Source organism: Paenibacillus harenae (assembly GCF_030812415.1).
Taxonomy (GTDB): Bacteria; Bacillota; Bacilli; order Paenibacillales; family Paenibacillaceae; genus Pristimantibacillus; species Pristimantibacillus harenae_A.
Window position 1 is genome coordinate 17716 of the sequence record NZ_JAUSST010000004.1, and the last position, 18182, is coordinate 35897.

Here is an 18182-nt window from a genome sequence, read left to right on the forward strand (position 1 = left end):
GCTCCGATCTAATAATAGCGATTCATTAGCGTACCGATCGCCGGCAACGGCCAATACGATTGCATCGAGCTGTAATAGGCTGCGTAAGGCATTGCAGGATGGGGCGTTAGGCGAATCAACTGGGAAGCGCGTTGCTCGGATGAGCAGGCTAGCGCTGATCGGAGCTTCCTTAGCAGGCTTATATCGTCCAGCCGTTGACGGTCGCTTTCATCAGCGTGACGAATTACTTGCTCGATGGGAAGCCAAGCTTCCGGTCTTAAATATTCGGCATTGCCGGAGTAGCTTGTACGAAGCACCTTGATATGCGCTGCAAGCTGTTCGAGCTGGTCCTTGCTTAAGGCGGGCTTGGCGGGAATTTGTCCTCGCTCTCGCTGGGCGCTTGAAAGAATTCGATCGACGACGGCAAGCGCCTGCTTCGTAAGCTGCTGCCATTCCGAGGCGCTGCCGGCCGCTCTGCGCAGCTCGCGACTCCAGTCGTCATCGGGCGATTGCGGTGGTAGCTGAGGCTCACCTTCCCGATACGGGTACGCGCCGTAACGGCTTGCCGGCTGAATCCTCGTATAGGCTGCTGACCTCTCAATTCCTCTGATCGTACGCATGCTCTCGCTTACTCTCATGATCCGATCCCTCCTTTTTTCTTGTTCCAAAATAGCTTCGTTTCCGCTTACCGGTTGCGCTTGTCTCGTCAGCATACAGGATCGAATGCGAAAATACTGGCGAAATTTGTAAGGAGGTAAATGCTGTTCCCATGTCAAATAAGTTGGGCAAGCTTATATAAACTAAGCATAATGATGAAACTTTCTAATATCGTCAAAAAAAGCCGTCCGTGTTGGACGGCCGGTCATCTCGCAAGTAACCGTGAGTCTTAGATGAGCAAGAATAGAAAGGCAATAAGCGCCAGATCAATGGCGAGCGCCGCGCCCCATGGGTAATATCTTTCCGGTCCGTAATAATACGGATCGTACGGATAAGCTTGCGTCTGGGCCGATTGCTGCGCAATCGGTACCGGCTTCGATCCCTTCTTGCTTTTCTTCTTCGCGTTCTGTGCTTCCGCCTTCGATACAACGGCCTCGGTGCCGTTTGACCCGGCAGCATCCCCGTTCAGGGTGAGCTTGCCGCTCTTGCAGGAGCTAAGTATGCCGACGTGGCGCGTGCCGTCTTGCATAATGACGCAAACGGGCATTCCGCAGAACTGATGCACGACATCTTCGCGTAAAGGATAAATCGGTTCCATTCGCCGATGATACCTCCCTTTCTTTTGCGCTTGCTGCAGGCAGTATATTCACCTACGGGCGTATGCGCATGGTTGTTTACCTAGATACGGCTAAAAAGTCAGGAAACGATTCCGATTGTGATGCTATCAAGCGATAATGGAGGTCGGTGTAGATGCCAGTACCCTATGAAAGCTATCAGCCTGCCAGCAACAGGCAGTCAAGCATGACGACACCGAAGCGTGCAAACAAACGAAAGGGCGGTAAGCGAACGGCTGTCTTGGTGCTGCTCCTATGCGCGTTCTGGGCAATCTGGCAAGCGCAGCACCAGACGAGAATCGCCCCGGCACGGCAGATGCTGCTCGACGATCTCGGGTCGCTCTGGGACCTAAGCGATCATGAAATGACAGGAGGGTCAGGAGCGGCGCAGTGGACCATCAGGTGGAATATGACTGTGCGGGACGGCACGATGGGGACGCTTGCGAGCGTGCTGTTCACGGACGCCGCCGGCAATCCGTCGGATACGACCGCAGACCAGAACGGGAAGACCGTCAAGGGTGAGCTGCCTCATTATGGCGGCAGAGTGACGCTCTCCTTAGTTGCTTCTACTGCTGAAAGCGAACAGTTAATGCTGCTGTATGAAGCTGGCGAGACTAGCGAAGCCGGTGCGCGGCAATTAACGAAGCATGAGCTGATACAGGCGGCCGAAGCCGTATCTTCGGAGGTCGAGTCGTTCACGGATGATTACGAGAGCAGCATGCATGCGAAAGGTTACACGTACAATAACGATGCGATATACGCGATATCCCGCCTAGCGGCAGCGAAGCAAGTGGATTCGTATGTGGACGGGGGAACGGTAAGCGATACTTTTTTTACAAACAAGCTGAAAAACGAGGTTATAGTCGATAATGGACAACGCGGGAATCTCCAGATTGCTCTCCACCGCAACACGGAAGCGCAAAAGCTGGAGCTAATCGTCGGCGTCCCGGTTATTACGGGCGATTACAGTCTCGTTAACGAATGAAACCGGCGTCTGGAGCACGTAAGGATTAGAACAATTTACGCTTCTTATTAGTTATTTTTATGAACCGTCGAATAGCGGATTGATGTCCGATATGATAAACTACTTTAGATGCTGTATAAAAATTCTTAGGAAAGAATGGGACCCATGACATATAATACTGCTGTTGAATCCGTCTCCGCAGAAGGGGCCGTATACTATCTGTTCGGAGCAACCGGCGACTTGGCACGGCGCAAGCTGTTTCCGGCGTTATTCAGCTTATATAAAGAAGGCAAGCTATCCGAGAACTTCGCGGTTGTAGGACTTGCGCGCCGTCCGCGGACGAATGAGCAATTCCGTGAGGATTTGTACGAATCGATCGTTGAGTTCTGCCGTTACAAGGCAGACGATGCGGAGCTGTGGAGCAAATTCGCCGAGCATTTCGTATACATGTCGCTGGACATTAACGATGTGGAAGGGTTCCGCGATCTGAGCCGCCTGTCGGAGCAATTGGACGTGAAATTCAACATTCCGGGCAATCGCTTATTTTACTTGGCGCTTGCGCCATCGTTGTTCGGACCGGTATCGTTCAACCTGCGGGACGGTGGTCTGCTGGAATCGAACGGCTGGCATCGCGTCGTAATCGAGAAGCCTTTCGGCTATGATCAGCCTTCGGCACAGAAGCTGAACGAGCAAATCAGCCAAGTGTTCAAGGAAGAAGAAATTTATCGGATCGACCACTATCTCGGCAAAGAGATGGTTCAAAATATTCAAGTGATACGCTTTGCGAACGCATTTTTCGAGCCGTTATGGAACAATAACCACATTGCGAACGTCCAGATAACGCTGTCCGAGACGGTTGGCGTCGAGGAACGCGGCGGTTACTACGACAAATCGGGCGCGCTCCGGGATATGGGTCAGAACCATATGCTTCAAATGCTGACGATGATCGCCATGGAGCCGCCTAGCCGCCTGCATGGCGAAGATATTCGCGACGAGAAAGTGAAGGTGCTTCGCTCGCTTCGCGAATATGCGTCCAGCGACGAAGTACGCGCGAATGTCGTTCGCGGCCAATACAGCGCCGGCTCGATGAGAGGCAAGCAGCTTCCGGGCTACCGCGAGGAAGATTCCGTTGGCGAAGATTCCACGACGGAAACGTATTTCGCGGCGAAAGTACTCGTCGACAACTTCCGCTGGGCAGGCGTTCCGTTCTATATTAGAACGGGCAAGCGACTGCCGGTGAAAACAACCGAGGTCGTCATCGAGTTTAAGTCGATGCCGCAGAACGTGCTGTTTGCGCAGCGCCATGATCTCGCCCCGAACCTGCTGGTCATTCGTGTTAATCCGCTCGAGGGCATATACATTAAAGTAAATGCGAAGACGCCGGGCGAGAACAATTCCGTTCAGCCAGTTGCCATGGAATTCTGCCAAAGCTGCCAGATCGGCATCAATACGCCGGAAGCTTACGAGCGCCTGATTCACGATGCCGCTCGCGGCGATTCCACGTACTTCACGCGCTGGGATGAGGTATCCCAAGCTTGGTCGTTCGTCGATAAGATCGCGCAAGCATGGCGCGAGGACAAGAGCGACTTGAAGCATTACCCTGCAGGCTCGTGGGGACCGGAAGCGGCTGATCGGTTGCTCGCTGAGGAAGGCTTCCGCTGGTGGCCTGTTAACGGCCAAGAGGAAGATAACGTGATCTGGGTGTCGAACAGCGGCAAGTAAGTAAGATGTTGCCATTGCGATGCATAATGAAGGGAAGGCAAGCATGAGTAAAACGTTAAGCGATGAAATAAAGCAGGAAGTGGACAAAAGGCGCACGTTCGCGATCATTTCCCACCCTGACGCAGGAAAAACGACGCTAACCGAGAAGCTCCTCTTATTCGGGGGAGCCATTCGGGAAGCGGGCAGCGTCAAGGCGAGGAAGGCGAGCCGTCATGCAACGTCCGACTGGATGGAGATCGAGAAGCAGCGCGGAATCTCCGTTACATCCAGCGTGATGCAGTTCGATTACCTCGGACATCGGGTCAATATTCTCGATACCCCTGGTCACCAAGACTTTAGTGAAGACACGTATCGTACGCTTACGGCAGCCGACAGCGCGGTCATGTTGATCGACGTCGCCAAAGGCGTCGAGGCGCAGACGATCAAGCTGTTCCAAGTATGCCGCAAGCGCGGAATTCCGATCTTCACCTTCATCAACAAGCTGGACCGCGAAGGCCAAAGCCCGTTCGAGCTCATGGAGGAGCTGGAGCGCGTGCTTGGTATTCGTTCCGTACCAATGAACTGGCCGATCGGCATGGGGCGCGAGCTGTGCGGCGTTTACGACCGCACCAAGACTCAGGTCGAGCTGTTCCGAGGCAACGATCATTCAACGATCGAGGTTAAAAAGGTCAGCGATTACAACGATCCCGTCATTCGCGAGATGGCCGGCGATTACTTGACCGATCAGCTTATACAGGATATAGAGCTGCTTGATGTCGCGGGCGATCCGTTCGACTTCGAGAAGGTGCAGCGCGGCGAGCTTACGCCTGTATTTTTCGGCAGCGCGGTCAACAACTTCGGCGTACAGACGTTTCTGGAGAACTTCCTGCAGCTTGCTCCGAAGCCGACGTCACGCAATAGCACGACGGGCATCGTCGAACCGACGAACGAGAAGTTCAGCGGTTACGTGTTCAAGATTCAAGCGAATATGAACCCGGCTCACCGCGACCGGATCGCGTTCCTGCGCATCTGCTCGGGCCGATTCGAGCGCGGCATGAGCGTTCGCCATGTGCGCAACGGCAAAGACATCAAGCTGTCGCAGCCGCAGCAATTCCTTGCGCAGGATCGCGATATTGTCGATACCGCGTATCCGGGCGACATTATCGGCTTGTTCGATCCGGGCATCTTCCGGATCGGCGACTCGTTGTCGCAAGGATCGGAGGTCGAGTTCGATGAGCTGCCGACGTTCTCGCCGGAGATTTTCTCCAAGGTTACGGTGAAGAACGCGCTCAAGCATAAGCAATATCAGAAGGGCATCGATCAACTGACGGAAGAGGGCACGATTCAAGTGTTCCATTCGACCGGCAACTTCGACGAGACGATACTCGGCGTTGTCGGGCATCTGCAATTCGAAGTGTTCGAGCATCGGATGCGCGCGGAGTATGGCGTAGAAATCCAATTGCACCGGATGCCTTTCCAGTTCGCCCGTTGGATCGTCGACGACAAGATCGATCCGTCCAAGTTCCGCATTAACACGACGCTCGTGAAGGACAAGAAAGGCAACTATGTCGTCCTGTTCGAGAACGAGTATGCAATGCGGACAGCGATAGACAAAAACCCGACCTCCAAGTTTTTGGAAACCGCTCCTTAAGACGCGAGATCGGAGCAATAATTACGAAATAGAGCATCCCTGGCTCGATGCGCGGTGGCGTAAGCAGGCGGGGATGCTTTTTTTTGCGTTGTACGGTTACTGTGAAGCTTAATACAAGTTGTGGCTCTCTATTTATGGCTTGCTTGCGGACTGAAATTGCTCTATCCACGGATATATGATCTGATTCTATGATTTACGGACATGGGTGACCCAAACGGGATGTAAAGAGGCGAAAGATAGGGTTTCGGGAGTGGATAGGGTTCATATAGTCCGCAATAGGTGGAAATAGTAGTGAATACGGTTAGTAGCGTCTATACGGTCCGTAACTAATTGGAATGCAGTAGGGGACAAAGTGAGGGGACATTCGCTTTCATAGCTGGTATAAAGAAATAAGATCATTGACGATAAACCGTTTTCATGCCATAATGTACGCGTGTACATGAATAAAATTTTACAGTAAAAAGGTTCGGGAGGCTAGCGATCATTAGCAGGAAAGAAGTAGCGAAGCTGGCCGGCGTCTCGGAGGCGACCGTATCTCGCGTCCTCAACAATGTGGGACCGATGAAAGATGAGACCCGCGAACGGGTGCTGCGTGCCGCAGCGGAGATCGGTTATGTGCCGAATGCGCTGGCCCAGCAGTTCGCAAGAAGGAAGAGCGGCAACATTGGCGTTATCCTGCCATTCGTGCCGAAGGTGCATCTGTTTTCCACCTACTATTTCTCGGAAATATTAAGCGGAATCGGCGAGACGGCTAAGCGCTGCGGTTACGATCTGCTGCTTATTTTCAGAGAATACGGAGGGGAGAGAGATTATGCGAAGCTGTTCCGTACGCAGAAGATTGACGCATGCATCGTGCTTGGCTCGGAGAATGTGCCGGAGGAGCGGGTCGCGCTGACGGAATTGAAAAGTGAGGGGTATCCGTTCTGCTTGGTTAATCAGCGATATGACGAGGAATCATATGCAACTGTCGACTCCGATCATATGGCGGGCAGCATGGCCGCGGTGAATCACTTGATTGAACGCGGACGCCGCAACATCGCATTCCTGAACGGGCCGGAGCAATACTCGAATAGTACGGATAGGCTGCAAGGCTATACGCTTGCGCTTCAAGCAGCCGGCTTGCCCGTAACCGCGGAGCAAATCTTCATTGGCAACTATAGCCGCAAAAGCGGTTACGAGATGGCGGAGCGCATCGGAAAGGCGATCGGAGACGGCGTTATCGACGCGGTATTCGCGGCCAACGACCGGATGGCGATCGGCTTAATGCAGGGGCTGCGCGAACACGGGTATGAGACAGGTCGCGATTATTCGCTTGTCGGCTATGACGATTCGGACAGCTCCCGGATTATAAGTCCGATGCTGACAACGGTGGCAGTACCTTTTTATGAAATGGGAAGAAGGGCTGCCGCAAGGTTGCTGGATGTTGAATATAAGGCAGCCGGCGCGGAAGGCGAGCTTGAGCTGCTGCCGGTGCGCCTGATTGCAAGAGAAACAACCTAATTCAAGAGAGGCGGTATGATTAATGGACAAAATTCGGGTAGGTATGGTTGGCTACAAGTTTATGGGCAAGGCGCATAGCAATGCGTATCGCGCACTTCCGATGTTTTTCCCGAAGTCGGCGGTGAAGCCGGTAATGAAGGCGATATGCGGACGCGATCCGGAAGGCGTCGAGCAAGCCCGCGAGCAGTTCGGCTGGGAAAGCGCGGAGACGGATTGGAGACAGCTCGTTAAGCGCGACGATATCGACCTCATTGATATTAATGCGCCAAGCGATGCGCACAAGGAGATTGCGCTTGCGGCTGCTGCGGAAGGCAAGCACTTGTTCTGCGAGAAGCCGCTTGCGCTGACGCTCGAGGACTCCCGCGAGATGCTCGAGGCGGCGGAGAAAGCCGGCGTTAAGCACATGGTTGGCTTCAACTATCGGTTCTCGCCTGCGGTACAGCTTGCCAAGAAACTCATAGAGGAAGGCCGTATCGGCAAAATCTTTCACTTCCGCGCCATGTTCCTGCAGGATTGGATTATCGATCCGAACTTCCCGCTCGTATGGCGTCTGCAGAAGGATATTGCGGGCTCGGGCTCGCACGGCGACCTTGGCGCTCACTTGATCGACATGGCTCGATTCCTCGTTGGCGAGTTCAACGAAGTGATCGGCATGAGCGAGACGTTCATCAAGGAACGTCCGCTTGCATCGGCCATGACGGGCCTTAGCGCCAAAGGCAGTGCGGAAGGGCCGCGCGGCGAAGTCACGGTTGACGACGCGACGTTGTTCATGACTCGCTTCATGAACGGTGCGCTCGGAAGCTTCGAAGCAACGCGCTTCGCTGCCGGACATCGCTGTACGAACGGCTTCGAGATCAACGGCAGCAAGGGCAGCATCAAGTTCGATTTCGAGCGCATGAACGAGCTTCAGGTGTATTTTACGGACGATGCAGAGGATGTTCAGGGCTTCCGCCGCGTACTGGCAACCGATCCGGCGCATGCCTATATGGACGCTTGGTGGCCGGCAGGACATACGATCGGCTTCGAGCATACGTTCACGCATGAGGTGCTTGAATTCATGCAGGCGCTTGCCGAGGACCGTCAGCCCGTTCCGAACTTCAACGACGGAGTGAAATGCCAAGAGGTACTCGAGGCGGTTGATCTGTCGATTGCAGAACGCCGGTGGGTATCGATTAGCGAATTGAAATAGTTGAAATCGTTGCAGGCAAGGCAAGTATAACAAGAAGGCTAGAGAGGGCGAGGAAAAGCATGAAGAAGGCATTGATCGTATGGGGCGGATGGGACGGCCATCAGCCGAAGGAAGTAGCGGCTATTTTCCAAGAGATGCTCGAGAAAGAGGGCTTCGAGGTTGAAGTATCCGATAAGCTGGAGGCGTTCGAAGACGGCGATAAGCTGAAGGCGCTTGATCTGATCGTACCGGTATGGACGATGGGCCGCATCGATCAGAAGCTTGTCGATAACGTATCGGCTGCGATACAGAGCGGCGTTGGCCTTGCAGGCTGCCATGGCGGCATGTGCGATTCGTTCCGCGAGAACGTAGACTGGCAGTTCATGACGGGCGGGCAATGGGTTGCTCATCCGGGCAACGACGGCGTGGAATACGTTGTGAACATTAGCAACTCGACAAGCGCTTTGACCGAGGATATGGAGGACTTCACGGTGAAGTCCGAGCAATATTACTTGCACGTCGATCCAGCCGTCGAAGTGCTTGCTACGACTCGCTTCCCAGTAACGCCTGGGCCGCACTCGCTTAATAAAACGGTAGACATGCCGGTCGTATGGACGAAGCGCTGGGGCGTAGGACGCGTGTATTACAATTCGCTTGGACATCAAGCGAATATCGTCGAGATCGATTCCGTTAAGGAACTGATGCGCCGCGGCTTCTTATGGTGCGCGGAAGGCAAGGCGAAGGCCGTAGCGGCCGGCTTGGAAGCCGGAACGTACACGGGGATGCAGGATAACCAACTGTAAGAAGCAGTCATTCATCAATCATTCATGATATGGGACGAGGGACGGGGAACATGGAAAAGATTAAAGTAGGCATTATCGGCACAGGCAACATTAGCGGCATTTATTTGCAAAACGGAAGCAAATTCGACGCAATGGAGGTTGTCGCTTGCGCCGATCTGGACGTGGAGCGCGCAAAAGCCAAAGGCGAAGAGCATGGCATCAAAGGCTGCTCCGTAGAAGAATTGCTGGCTGATCCCGATATTCAAATGGTCATTAACCTGACGATTCCGCAGGCGCATGCTTCGGTATGCTTGAGAGCGCTTGAGGCAGGCAAGCATGTGTATGTCGAGAAGCCTTTCGCGGTAACCCGCGAGGAAGGACTCGAGGTGCTGGAGCTAGCCCGCAAGAAAGGGCTGTACGCAGGCAGCGCGCCGGATACGTTCCTTGGCGGCGGCATCCAAACGAGCATTAAGCTTATCGAGGACGGGTGGATCGGCACGCCGATCGGAGCTACCGCATTCATGGTAGGCGGCGGCCACGAGTCCTGGCATCCGGCTCCCGAGTTCTACTATCAGCACGGCGGCGGCCCGATGTTCGATATGGGACCTTATTACTTGACTGCTCTTGTCGCTATGCTTGGACCGATCACCCGCGTTACGGGCTCGGCACGCATTTCCTACCCGGAGCGTACGATTACGAGCCAGCCGAAATACGGCCAAAAGGTGAAGGTCGAAGTGCCGACGCATATCGCAGGCGTCATGGACTTCGCTTCCGGCGCAATCGGCACGCTGCTCACAAGCTTCGACGCGAAGGGCGGCTCGCAGCTTCCGCGCATTGAAGTATACGGCAGCCAAGGCACGCTTCAAGTGCCGGATCCGAACAACTTCGGCGGTCCGATCTATCTTAGTCGCGCTGGCCAAAGAGAGTGGTCGGAAATTCCTCTCGCCTACGGTTATGCGGAAAACGCCCGCGGCGTAGGCGCTGCCGATATGGCGAAAGCGATACTTACCGGACGCATGCCGCGCGTAAGCGGCGAACTCGCTTATCACGTGCTTGAAGCGATGCATGGCTTCCATGACGCTTCCGATCAAGGCGTTCATTACATGATGAAGAGCAGCTGCGAGCGTCCGGCTCCGTTGCCGCTCGGTTTGCAACCGTTCTGCCTAGACTAAAAAAGAAGCTATCGGACATTCGTTCCGACATTTGATCAAAACTAGGCTCTCGGCCATCAAACGGATCGTTTGTCCGTTTTGTCCTTTCTGAACGAGAGAAGGGCTGTCCCCAACGTCGATAAGACGTTTTAGGGACAGCCCTTTTTTGCTTGTGGAGTTAACGGTATTTTATTTAATCCAAGCGTCGACTTTATCTCGATTCTGCTCTACCCATTGCTTGGCGGCTTCTTCAGGCGTTTTGCCCTCTTGGATTTGAATCATGACATCGGCCATGTCCTCCGGCGTCCAGTTAAAGGCATCAAGGAAAGCGTAAGCCTCCGGCTGGTCAACTTGCAGCCCTTTGCGAGCTATGGTATGAATCTGCTCATCCCCGCCGTATACGTTTTTTGGATCCTCCAAGTATTTCAAATCCATCTTGGCGAACTTCCAATGCGGAGTCCAGCCGGTTACGACGATCGGCTTCTGATCGGCGTACGCTTTCTCAAGCTGCTGCGTCATCGCGGCAGACGAGCTTTCGAGCAGCGTCCACTTCTCGCGTAATGCGTATACGTCCAACGCTTTCTCTGTCGACATCATCAGTCCTGCACCCGGCTCGATGCCGATAATCGTATAATCGAGACTTGCGCCTATCTCATCCGTTAAATCTTCAATGCTGTTAATGTCCATATATTGCGGAACGACGAGGCCAATCTTGGTGCCATCCAGGTTTACGCCCAGATCGTCGTATTTCCCTTCATACTTCGAAGCATACGATTCATGAGTCGTTGGCAGCCAAGCCGCCGCCATGGCGTCCGCGCTCCCGTCTGAGATGCCTGCCCACATCGGACCTGCGTCTACTTGCATGAGCTCGACGTTGTAATCGAGCTTCTGCTCCAAAACTTCCTTGAGTACGTAAGTGCTGGCGATTTCGGAGTCCCATGCGACATAGGCAAGCGTTATTTTTTTGTTTGTATTGCCGCCAGTGTTAGACGTTGAACATCCTGCTACTAATGCCATGACGAGAACAATTGCTGCGATTACGGTTAGTTTGTTCGGTTTCAAAAAATCACTCCTTGGTTAATAGTATGATAAGAACCGGATAAGAGCTGTCCGTTACCCGTTGGTCTTCGTTCGGCGTATGACCTGCTGGGTCAGTCGGTCAAGAATAATAGCCAATATAACAATGGCTAGTCCGGCTTCGAACCCAACGCCGGTATTGCCTTGCGTAACGGCACGGTACACATATGCTCCGACGCCCTGTGCGCCGATCATCGAGGCGATGACAACCATCGACAGCGATAACATGATCGTTTGGTTGATGCCTGCCATGATCGTAGGCATCGCAATCGGAAGCTGAAGCTTGAACAGCTTCTGGGACGGCGTCGAGCCGAAAGCGTCTGCCGCCTCGACCAGCTCCGCGGGAACTTGGCGTATGCCAAGGTTGGTCAGGCGAATCGTTGGCGGAATCGCGAATATAATCGACGAGATAACGCCGGGTACTACGCCAAGCGAGAAGAACGTGACTGCGGGCAATAGATAGACGAATGCCGGCATCGTCTGCATGAAATCAAGCAGCGGTGTCACGACCTTCTGAACGCTGTTGTTGCGGGCGCATAGAATACCGATCGGCACGCCGATGACGACGGAGATGATGGCAGCCGTGAGGACGAGGGCCAGCGTCTGCATCGTCTGGCTCCATAAGCCGAGGTTGTCGATAACGAGCAGCCCGATCGCAGTAAAGATTGCCATTCTCCACCTGCCGATAAACCAAGCCAATAAGGTGAAAATAACGATTAATAGGAGCGGATGGACGCTGTTCAGCGCGGTATCCAGACCGCCGACCGTTCCGCCGACGACTACGCGAATGGCGCCAAACAACGGATCCAGGTTCGTTTCGAGCCAAGCTTCAAGCGACTCGATCCAATCGGCCAGCGGGATTTTTGGAATATTCATGCTCATGCGGAATCACCTGCCCCGAATACGGTATTGCCTGCTAAAGCGGCCAATACGGCTCCTTTCAATACGACGCCCAAGAGTCGATTGCCGCCGTCCACGACGGCTACTGGGAGCTTGGAGCTTCCCATGCCTTCGAACAGCTCGTTGATCAGGGCTTCGGGTGAAGCTATAGGGGCTTCCTGAAGCAGTACCTCTTGAAGCGAGAGTCCTTCCTTGAGCGCCCTGGAAGCGTCCTCGGCAGTAATGACGCCTAGCAGGTTCATTGCCTTGTCGACGGCATACAGGCTGGAAACGCCGCGGTCTCTCATGAATTGAAGAGCGACGCGCGGACCTCTCTCGATCGTAATCGTCTCCGCCTTCTCCATCACATGGGAAGCGGTCAGCACCTTGGACAAGTCGACATCCTCTACGAACCGCTCCACGTACTTATTGGCCGGCTGCATGAGAATTTCGTCCGGCGTGCCGATCTGTACGATGCTGCCGTCTCTCATTAATGCGATTTGATCGCCGATTCGCAGCGCTTCATTCAAATCATGCGTGATGAATACGATCGTTTTTTTCATTTTGGACTGAAGCACCAGCAGTTCGTCCTGCATATCCTTGCGTATAAGCGGATCGAGCGCGCTGAAAGCTTCGTCCATAAGCAGGACGTCGGGATCGTTCGCGAGTCCTCTAGCAAGCCCGACGCGCTGCTGCATGCCGCCGCTTAGCTGCTCGGGATAACTGTTCTCCCAGCCGGATAGACCGACCAGTTCCAAGGACTGCATCGCCATATCACGCCGTTTCTTCTTGTCTATGCCTTGCACCTCTAAGCCGTATTCGATATTCTGAATGACGGTTCGATGCGGGAATAGCGCGAACTTCTGGAATACCATTCCGACGTTTTTGCGGCGGAATTGGCGAAGCTGTTCGGGATTCATCCGAAGCACATCGGTCCCATTGAACAAGATTTGGCCCGATGTCGGTTCAATCAAGCGATTGATCAGACGGACGAGCGTCGACTTGCCGCTTCCGGACAAGCCCATAATCACGAATATTTGACCGGCCTCGATCGCGAATTCGGCCTGGTTAACACCGACAGTTAGTTTCGTTTCCGCATGTATTTTTTCTTTGGACCATCCTTTATCCAGCAGCGGAATCGCTTTTTTCGGATCGGGTCCGAAAATTTTGGTCAGCCTCTTGGCTTCTATAATGGCCATGTTGATGCCCCCTTGTGGAAGATTTCGTCTCTTACAAGTGTAGGTGGTTATTCCTGTAAACGTCAAAAGGCGTGAGTCCTCGTAATGTACGTACAGTTTTAACTTTACAAACTTTTTGTACGGAATACTCCGTATAACTCCCTTTTTCGATCCAAACGCTATCTTTACATATGGACAATCATTTGATTACAATACTTCTTGTAGGATTTAACGGGGATAACGATCCCCCCTGGAGGAACGAAATGAATGAACTTGCAGCGTTAACGGACGAACAGATAGACAAGCTACAGCGTACGCGCAGACGCGTTATCGAGTCGATCGGCAAAAATATGGACTTATACGGCGTTACGTCATCCATTGGGCACTTATACGGAAATATGTATTTCAATCAAGAGCCGGTTACTCTCGACGAAATGAGCCATACGATGGGAATGAGCAAAACGTCGATGAGTACGGGAATGCGCGCTTTGCTCGATTTGAAAATGATCAATAAGGTATGGGGCAAAGGCTCGCGCAAAGATTTATATGAAGCCGTTCCCGATTGGCACCAGAATTTCGCCGATTTCTTCTCTATTAAATGGAGAAAGGCGCTCGAGCAAAATAAGCATGTGCTGTCCCGGTCATTGAAGGAAATCGGGGAGCTCAGGAGGCAGCATGAGGATGAGCAGGCTTTCCTGCAGGTGCTGGACAATGATGCGGCCAAGATCGAAGAAGCGCTCAAATATTACAGATGGCTGGACCGGCTGATCGATTCGTTCGAGACGGGAGAGATCTATCAGTTTATTCCGAAGGAAGACGATACCGAGTAACGTTAATAGCTACTTCTCGCCGCGGCAGCATGATGCCGCGGTTTTTTGCTGCCTTGCATGGCTGAGCGATATCGCTATATACATGATTAATGCGACTGGATTATGCTAAGCTTAAACTATAGGATAACGGGTTTAGAGGAGAGTGAACGTCTTATGGATGATAAGCTTCTGTCCGGATCAGAATCAGCATCAGCATCAGGTCCGGTCATGATTAAAAACGGACAAGTCGTATTGGAGGATCGGATCACGCACGCTGCCTTAACGCTGGCAGGGGGGCGTATACAATCGATACTAGAAGAACCAAGAAGTATCGAAGACTGGGTACGACGCAATCCGCAAGCCTTTATCATAGACGCGAATCAAAGCTATGTGCTGCCCGGCTTGATCGACATCCACTGCGACGCCATCGAGAAGGAAATACAGCCACGTCCGAATACGTTATTTCCGCTTCCGATGGCGCTGATCGAATTCGAGCGCAAACTGCCGCTGCATGGCATAACGACGATGTATCACTCGTTATCGCTTGGGGTGGGGTTAAGTCTGCGGGGCGATTATCTGTTAACGGATATGGTGGAGCTAATCGATCGTTATCGGGCAAAAAGATCGGTCGTACGCAATCGGATTCATCTTCGGTATGAAGTATCTCATCTGGCCGGTCTGCCGATCGTCGAGCGCTATTTGCGCAATAAACAAATTCACTACTTATCGTTTATGGATCATTCACCTGGGCAAGGTCAATATATGAAGCCAGGTTCATTCGAGCGCTATGTCATGAAAAATCAAGGCGTTGATCATAATGAGGTGCACGCTATAGTCGATGATTTGGCGAAGCGAAGAGAACAAGTGGATTGGGAACGGCTGCATGTGCTAGGCAACCTTGCGTTGCAGAACGGAATCGCGATTGCTTCGCATGACAATGATTCACGGGAAAGCATAGATCAATCAGCGAGTCTTGGGGTTAAGGTTTGTGAATTCCCGATTAATCTAGAGACGGCGAGCTATGCGGTGGGCAGAGGACTTCGAGTATGCGTGGGTGCTCCGAATATCGTGAGGGGCGCATCGCATGACAACAACCTGCGAGCCGTTGATGCGATCTCTATAGGCGCTGCGGATATCCTGTGTTCGGATTATCATCCTTCATCGATGCTCGCGGCTGTCTTCAAGCTGGCAGACGAGGGAATCGCCGCTTTGCCGCAGGCGGTGAGGATGGCTTCGCTTCATCCGGCCGAGGCGCTTGGCACAGAGGATGAGCTAGGCTCCATCAAGCCTGGCAAAGCGGCGGATCTTATTATCGTTGACCGCTATGAGAATCTGCCATGGGTAACCCATGCGATCGTCGGCGGCAGCATCGTATATAGCGCATGTATCCGTTATTGACTGCTATTAAGGCGTAGGAGCGCTCGGGTTGTCGCCATGATGCAATTGCTCATGCAGCGCCTCGACCATGCGATGCTGCTCGGGCTGGCTGGATTGCTGCCAAATCATCTCGAATAAAACGCCGAGTCCGGGCAGGGCCCTTTCGTCAGCTCCAATTGAATCCTCAATGACCGAAGTCAGTTCTTGCACGGAATTGGCTTGTACGCGATTAATAATGGCTTGGCGCAAATCAAGAGTAACGTTATTCAAGTCGTCGCAACCTCCTGCATCGTTCTGAATTACGTCATTACTATTCCCCGTGCCGTCATGTTTCATCCTTGCCTCGGCCGTATGTTATACTATAAGGATGAAACACGACTCCGCTTCGAACGTTAAGGAGGAATTACGGTTATGGCCAAAAAACAGTTCGCGATTGTCGGCATGGGGCGATTCGGTTCCAGCGTGGCGAAAGCATTGACGGAAATGGGCTATGAGGTTCTTGCAATCGACTCCAGCGAGGAACGCATACAGGATGTTGTGGGAACGGTAACGCACGCGGTATCGGCCGACTCCACGGATGAAGAAGCGCTGCGCGCGTTAGGCGTACGTAACTTCGACGTTGTCGTCGTGGCGATCGGACAAGATATACAAGCGAGCATTTTGACAACTATAATATTGAAGGATTTAGGCGTGAAGTCGTTAATCGTCAAAGCGCAGAACGAGCTGCACGGCAAGGTTGTATCCAAAATAGGCGCTGACAAGGTTATTTATCCGGAGCGGGACATGGGGCTTCGGCTTGCGCATCATCTGGCATCCCCGAATATTCTCGATTATATCGAGCTGTCGGATGATTACAGTATTGTAGAGATGAAAGCTTCCGAGGCAATGGTCGGCAAAAGCCTTAAACAGCTGGACATACGCGCGAAGTATAAATGCAACGTCATGGCGGTCAAGACAGGGCCCGAGATGAATATCGCCCCTTACGCAGACGATCTTATACGAAGGAACGACGTGCTTGTCATTGTCGGCAAAAACTCGGATGTTCGAAATTTAGAAAATGCATATTCGGAAGGCTAGGCTAACGATACTTATGAATCCTAATTATGATCTCCTTATCTCATCGATCCAAAATGAACGCGTTAAACAATGGGCGTCGCTGCTCGATAAGAAGCATCGCGACCGCAGCGGGCTATTTATTATTGAAGGCGTTCATCTGGTACAGGAAGCGCTGAAGAGCGGCATCGAAGTTTCGGTGATCGTGTACGATAACGAACGCGGCATTCCTTCGGAGCTAAGGGATGCGCCCAAACTGGGCTCATCCGGTTATGAGGCGGCCAAGGCTGCCGAATGGGTGCAAGCTTCCCGGGCCGTAATGGCCAAATGCACGGGAACGGATACGCCGCCGCCGATCTTCGCGGTTGTGTCCAAGCCGGAGCATGATCAGAGCGCGCTTTACCTTGAAAATAGTCTGGTCGTCGTGCTCGACGGCGTGCGCGACCCGGGCAATGTCGGCACGATCGTTCGCAGCGCGGATGCCGTGGCGGCAGACGCCGTCATTCTTGGCAAAGGCTGCGTCGATTTATATAATCCGAAGACGGTTCGCTCAACGATGGGCTCGCTGTTCCACTTGCCGATCATCGAAGGCGATCTGGCGGAGCTGCTGCCTATCGCTCGGGAAAAAGGCATTAAGCTTGTTGGCACAAGCTTGCAAGCTACGCATACTTGTTACTCGTATGACTGGAAGCAGCCGACTTGGTTGCTAATGGGCAGCGAATCGGACGGCTTATCGCAGGACGTGCGCCTGCAGTTGGACGAGGCGGTCATCATTCCGATGCCGGGCGGAACCGAATCGCTGAATGTTGCGACGGCGACGGCGGTGCTTCTGTTCGAGGGGCTAAGGCAAAGAAAGTATTAACAACTCAAGAAACAGCTCTAAACGGGCTGTTTTTTTGTATTTATTTTTATGATTAACAACGCAATCATTTGCTTCATGATTACAATTGCGTTATACTCAAAACAATCAATGATTGATTAGTCACTAAATAAGGGGGTCAGGAAATTATGCCAAAGGATGAGAAAGCAGTCGTAAATCGCAAAACGGATATTATATCGGCGGCAATCGAAGTATTTGCGGAAATCGGATACTACAGGGCGACGACAGCACAGGTAGCGGAACGGGCAAAAATATCGCAACCGTATATTTTTCGTTTTTTTGCGACAAAGGAAGCATTATTGTTAAGCGCGCTGGAGGTTTCCTGGATGAGAATTAGCCAGTCTTTCCGACAAGTCGTGGAATCCGCGGTTCCGGAACGGTTGGAAGCCGAGTTGATTAAGGCATACGAGAGTATATTGGCCTCTCATATGAATGAGACGTATCTTCAAATGCAAGCCCAGACGATTCAAGAGGAAGCGATACGGGAAGCGATGCGCAGCGGATTTCGGGAAGTACGCCAAATCGTGTTGGACGCATTTATCCAAAATAAAATCCAAAACCCGGAAGAACGAACGTTTTTATTTTTGGCGAGGGGCATGTTATGCAATATTTCATCCGCGCTTGATATGCCGGAATTGTTGAATAAGGAAGGTTAGCCTAGCTGAGCTAGCCTTATTCAAAATTAGTTATTGACCAATCAATAACTATTATGTTATAGTGTGATTAAGTTAGTAATTGATCAATCACAAATATGAAGCGAGG

The 18182-nt window shown here is 52.6% G+C and carries 18 protein-coding genes; 12 read left to right on the forward strand and 6 right to left on the reverse strand.

All coding sequences use genetic code 11. The annotated features are described in order from the left end of the window. Positions 1-8: 8 nt before the first annotated feature. Together J2T14_RS15015 and J2T14_RS15020 are read right to left on the reverse strand one after the other, a co-directional pair. Positions 9-617, reverse strand: a complete 609-nt coding sequence (locus J2T14_RS15015; RefSeq protein WP_307472019.1) for a hypothetical protein — start codon at positions 615-617, stop codon at positions 9-11. A 248-nt stretch (positions 618-865) separates the two neighbouring features. Then, positions 866-1234: a hypothetical protein gene (locus tag J2T14_RS15020; protein WP_307472022.1), complete on the reverse strand. Its 369-nt coding sequence runs from the start codon at positions 1232-1234 to the stop codon at positions 866-868. Between the two features lie 152 nt (positions 1235-1386). On the opposite strand from J2T14_RS15020, the gene J2T14_RS15025 reads away from it, so the two are divergent. From J2T14_RS15025 to J2T14_RS15055, 7 genes are all read left to right on the forward strand, one after another. Next, a complete protein-coding gene (locus J2T14_RS15025) occupies positions 1387-2235 on the forward strand; it encodes a YwmB family TATA-box binding protein (protein WP_307472024.1) in 849 nt (282 codons plus the stop codon). A gap of 144 nt (positions 2236-2379) precedes the next feature. Then, positions 2380-3936, forward strand: a complete 1557-nt coding sequence (zwf, locus tag J2T14_RS15030) for a glucose-6-phosphate dehydrogenase (RefSeq protein WP_307472026.1) — start codon at positions 2380-2382, stop codon at positions 3934-3936. Between the two features lie 43 nt (positions 3937-3979). Then, positions 3980-5566, forward strand: a complete 1587-nt coding sequence (locus J2T14_RS15035; protein ID WP_307200968.1) for a peptide chain release factor 3 — start codon at positions 3980-3982, stop codon at positions 5564-5566. Between the two features lie 480 nt (positions 5567-6046). After that, the gene (locus J2T14_RS15040) at positions 6047-7066 is read left to right on the forward strand and encodes a LacI family DNA-binding transcriptional regulator (RefSeq protein ID WP_373458166.1); all 1020 of its coding nucleotides are present in this window, start codon (positions 6047-6049) and stop codon (positions 7064-7066) included. Positions 7067-7088: 22 nt separating this feature from the next. Further along, entirely contained in the window at positions 7089-8255 is a 1167-nt protein-coding gene (locus J2T14_RS15045) for a Gfo/Idh/MocA family protein (RefSeq protein ID WP_307200966.1), read from the forward strand. 59 nt (positions 8256-8314) lie between these two features. Beyond that, positions 8315-9037, forward strand: coding sequence for a ThuA domain-containing protein (locus J2T14_RS15050; RefSeq protein WP_307472028.1), 723 nt, complete (start codon positions 8315-8317; stop codon positions 9035-9037). A gap of 50 nt (positions 9038-9087) precedes the next feature. Then, positions 9088-10188 carry a Gfo/Idh/MocA family protein gene (locus J2T14_RS15055; protein ID WP_307200962.1) on the forward strand — a complete coding sequence of 367 codons (1101 nt, stop codon included), beginning with the start codon at positions 9088-9090 and terminating at the stop codon, positions 10186-10188. Positions 10189-10356: 168 nt separating this feature from the next. Here the strand turns inward: J2T14_RS15055 and J2T14_RS15060 are convergent, their stop codons facing one another. From J2T14_RS15060 to J2T14_RS15070, 3 genes are all read right to left on the reverse strand, one after another. After that, positions 10357-11184 carry a glycine betaine ABC transporter substrate-binding protein gene (locus J2T14_RS15060; RefSeq protein ID WP_373458167.1) on the reverse strand — a complete coding sequence of 276 codons (828 nt, stop codon included), beginning with the start codon at positions 11182-11184 and terminating at the stop codon, positions 10357-10359. A 96-nt stretch (positions 11185-11280) separates the two neighbouring features. Then, positions 11281-12120, reverse strand: coding sequence for an ABC transporter permease (locus tag J2T14_RS15065; protein WP_307200958.1), 840 nt, complete (start codon positions 12118-12120; stop codon positions 11281-11283). 2 nt (positions 12121-12122) lie between these two features. Continuing rightward, positions 12123-13322: a quaternary amine ABC transporter ATP-binding protein gene (locus J2T14_RS15070; protein WP_307200956.1), complete on the reverse strand. Its 1200-nt coding sequence runs from the start codon at positions 13320-13322 to the stop codon at positions 12123-12125. 242 nt (positions 13323-13564) lie between these two features. Here J2T14_RS15070 and J2T14_RS15075 point away from each other — a divergent pair, with 242 nt between their 5' ends. Both J2T14_RS15075 and J2T14_RS15080 read left to right on the forward strand, forming a co-directional pair. After that, positions 13565-14131 carry a GbsR/MarR family transcriptional regulator gene (locus J2T14_RS15075; RefSeq protein ID WP_307200954.1) on the forward strand — a complete coding sequence of 189 codons (567 nt, stop codon included), beginning with the start codon at positions 13565-13567 and terminating at the stop codon, positions 14129-14131. Positions 14132-14284: 153 nt separating this feature from the next. Beyond that, positions 14285-15508 (forward strand): alpha-D-ribose 1-methylphosphonate 5-triphosphate diphosphatase, encoded by a 1224-nt coding sequence (locus J2T14_RS15080; protein ID WP_307472032.1) that lies wholly within the window; start codon positions 14285-14287, stop codon positions 15506-15508. A gap of 6 nt (positions 15509-15514) precedes the next feature. Here J2T14_RS15080 and sspI read toward each other — a convergent pair whose 3' ends face one another. Next, entirely contained in the window at positions 15515-15757 is a 243-nt protein-coding gene (sspI, locus tag J2T14_RS15085; RefSeq protein WP_307472034.1) for a small acid-soluble spore protein SspI, read from the reverse strand. A 141-nt stretch (positions 15758-15898) separates the two neighbouring features. On the opposite strand from sspI, the gene J2T14_RS15090 reads away from it, so the two are divergent. From J2T14_RS15090 to J2T14_RS15100, 3 genes are all read left to right on the forward strand, one after another. Then, positions 15899-16564: a potassium channel family protein gene (locus J2T14_RS15090; protein ID WP_307200948.1), complete on the forward strand. Its 666-nt coding sequence runs from the start codon at positions 15899-15901 to the stop codon at positions 16562-16564. A gap of 13 nt (positions 16565-16577) precedes the next feature. Then, positions 16578-17402, forward strand: a complete 825-nt coding sequence (locus J2T14_RS15095; RefSeq protein WP_307472036.1) for a TrmH family RNA methyltransferase — start codon at positions 16578-16580, stop codon at positions 17400-17402. 146 nt (positions 17403-17548) lie between these two features. Next, positions 17549-18076: a TetR/AcrR family transcriptional regulator gene (locus J2T14_RS15100; protein ID WP_307200944.1), complete on the forward strand. Its 528-nt coding sequence runs from the start codon at positions 17549-17551 to the stop codon at positions 18074-18076. Positions 18077-18182 lie beyond the last annotated feature (106 nt).

Coding starts and splice junctions, on each gene's coding strand:
- J2T14_RS15050 (WP_307472028.1), top strand. CDS start 8,315: ATGAAGAAGGCATTGATCGTATGGGGCGGATGGGACGGCCATCAGCCG.
- J2T14_RS15015 (WP_307472019.1), bottom strand. CDS start 617: ATGAGAGTAAGCGAGAGCATGCGTACGATCAGAGGAATTGAGAGGTCA.
- J2T14_RS15020 (WP_307472022.1), bottom strand. CDS start 1,234: ATGGAACCGATTTATCCTTTACGCGAAGATGTCGTGCATCAGTTCTGC.
- J2T14_RS15075 (WP_307200954.1), top strand. CDS start 13,565: ATGAATGAACTTGCAGCGTTAACGGACGAACAGATAGACAAGCTACAG.
- J2T14_RS15090 (WP_307200948.1), top strand. CDS start 15,899: ATGGCCAAAAAACAGTTCGCGATTGTCGGCATGGGGCGATTCGGTTCC.
- J2T14_RS15025 (WP_307472024.1), top strand. CDS start 1,387: ATGCCAGTACCCTATGAAAGCTATCAGCCTGCCAGCAACAGGCAGTCA.
- J2T14_RS15055 (WP_307200962.1), top strand. CDS start 9,088: ATGGAAAAGATTAAAGTAGGCATTATCGGCACAGGCAACATTAGCGGC.
- J2T14_RS15035 (WP_307200968.1), top strand. CDS start 3,980: ATGAGTAAAACGTTAAGCGATGAAATAAAGCAGGAAGTGGACAAAAGG.
- J2T14_RS15080 (WP_307472032.1), top strand. CDS start 14,285: ATGGATGATAAGCTTCTGTCCGGATCAGAATCAGCATCAGCATCAGGT.
- J2T14_RS15045 (WP_307200966.1), top strand. CDS start 7,089: ATGGACAAAATTCGGGTAGGTATGGTTGGCTACAAGTTTATGGGCAAG.
- J2T14_RS15060 (WP_373458167.1), bottom strand. CDS start 11,184: ATGGCATTAGTAGCAGGATGTTCAACGTCTAACACTGGCGGCAATACA.
- J2T14_RS15100 (WP_307200944.1), top strand. CDS start 17,549: ATGCCAAAGGATGAGAAAGCAGTCGTAAATCGCAAAACGGATATTATA.
- J2T14_RS15070 (WP_307200956.1), bottom strand. CDS start 13,322: ATGGCCATTATAGAAGCCAAGAGGCTGACCAAAATTTTCGGACCCGAT.
- J2T14_RS15065 (WP_307200958.1), bottom strand. CDS start 12,120: ATGAATATTCCAAAAATCCCGCTGGCCGATTGGATCGAGTCGCTTGAA.
- J2T14_RS15095 (WP_307472036.1), top strand. CDS start 16,578: ATGAATCCTAATTATGATCTCCTTATCTCATCGATCCAAAATGAACGC.
- zwf (WP_307472026.1), top strand. CDS start 2,380: ATGACATATAATACTGCTGTTGAATCCGTCTCCGCAGAAGGGGCCGTA.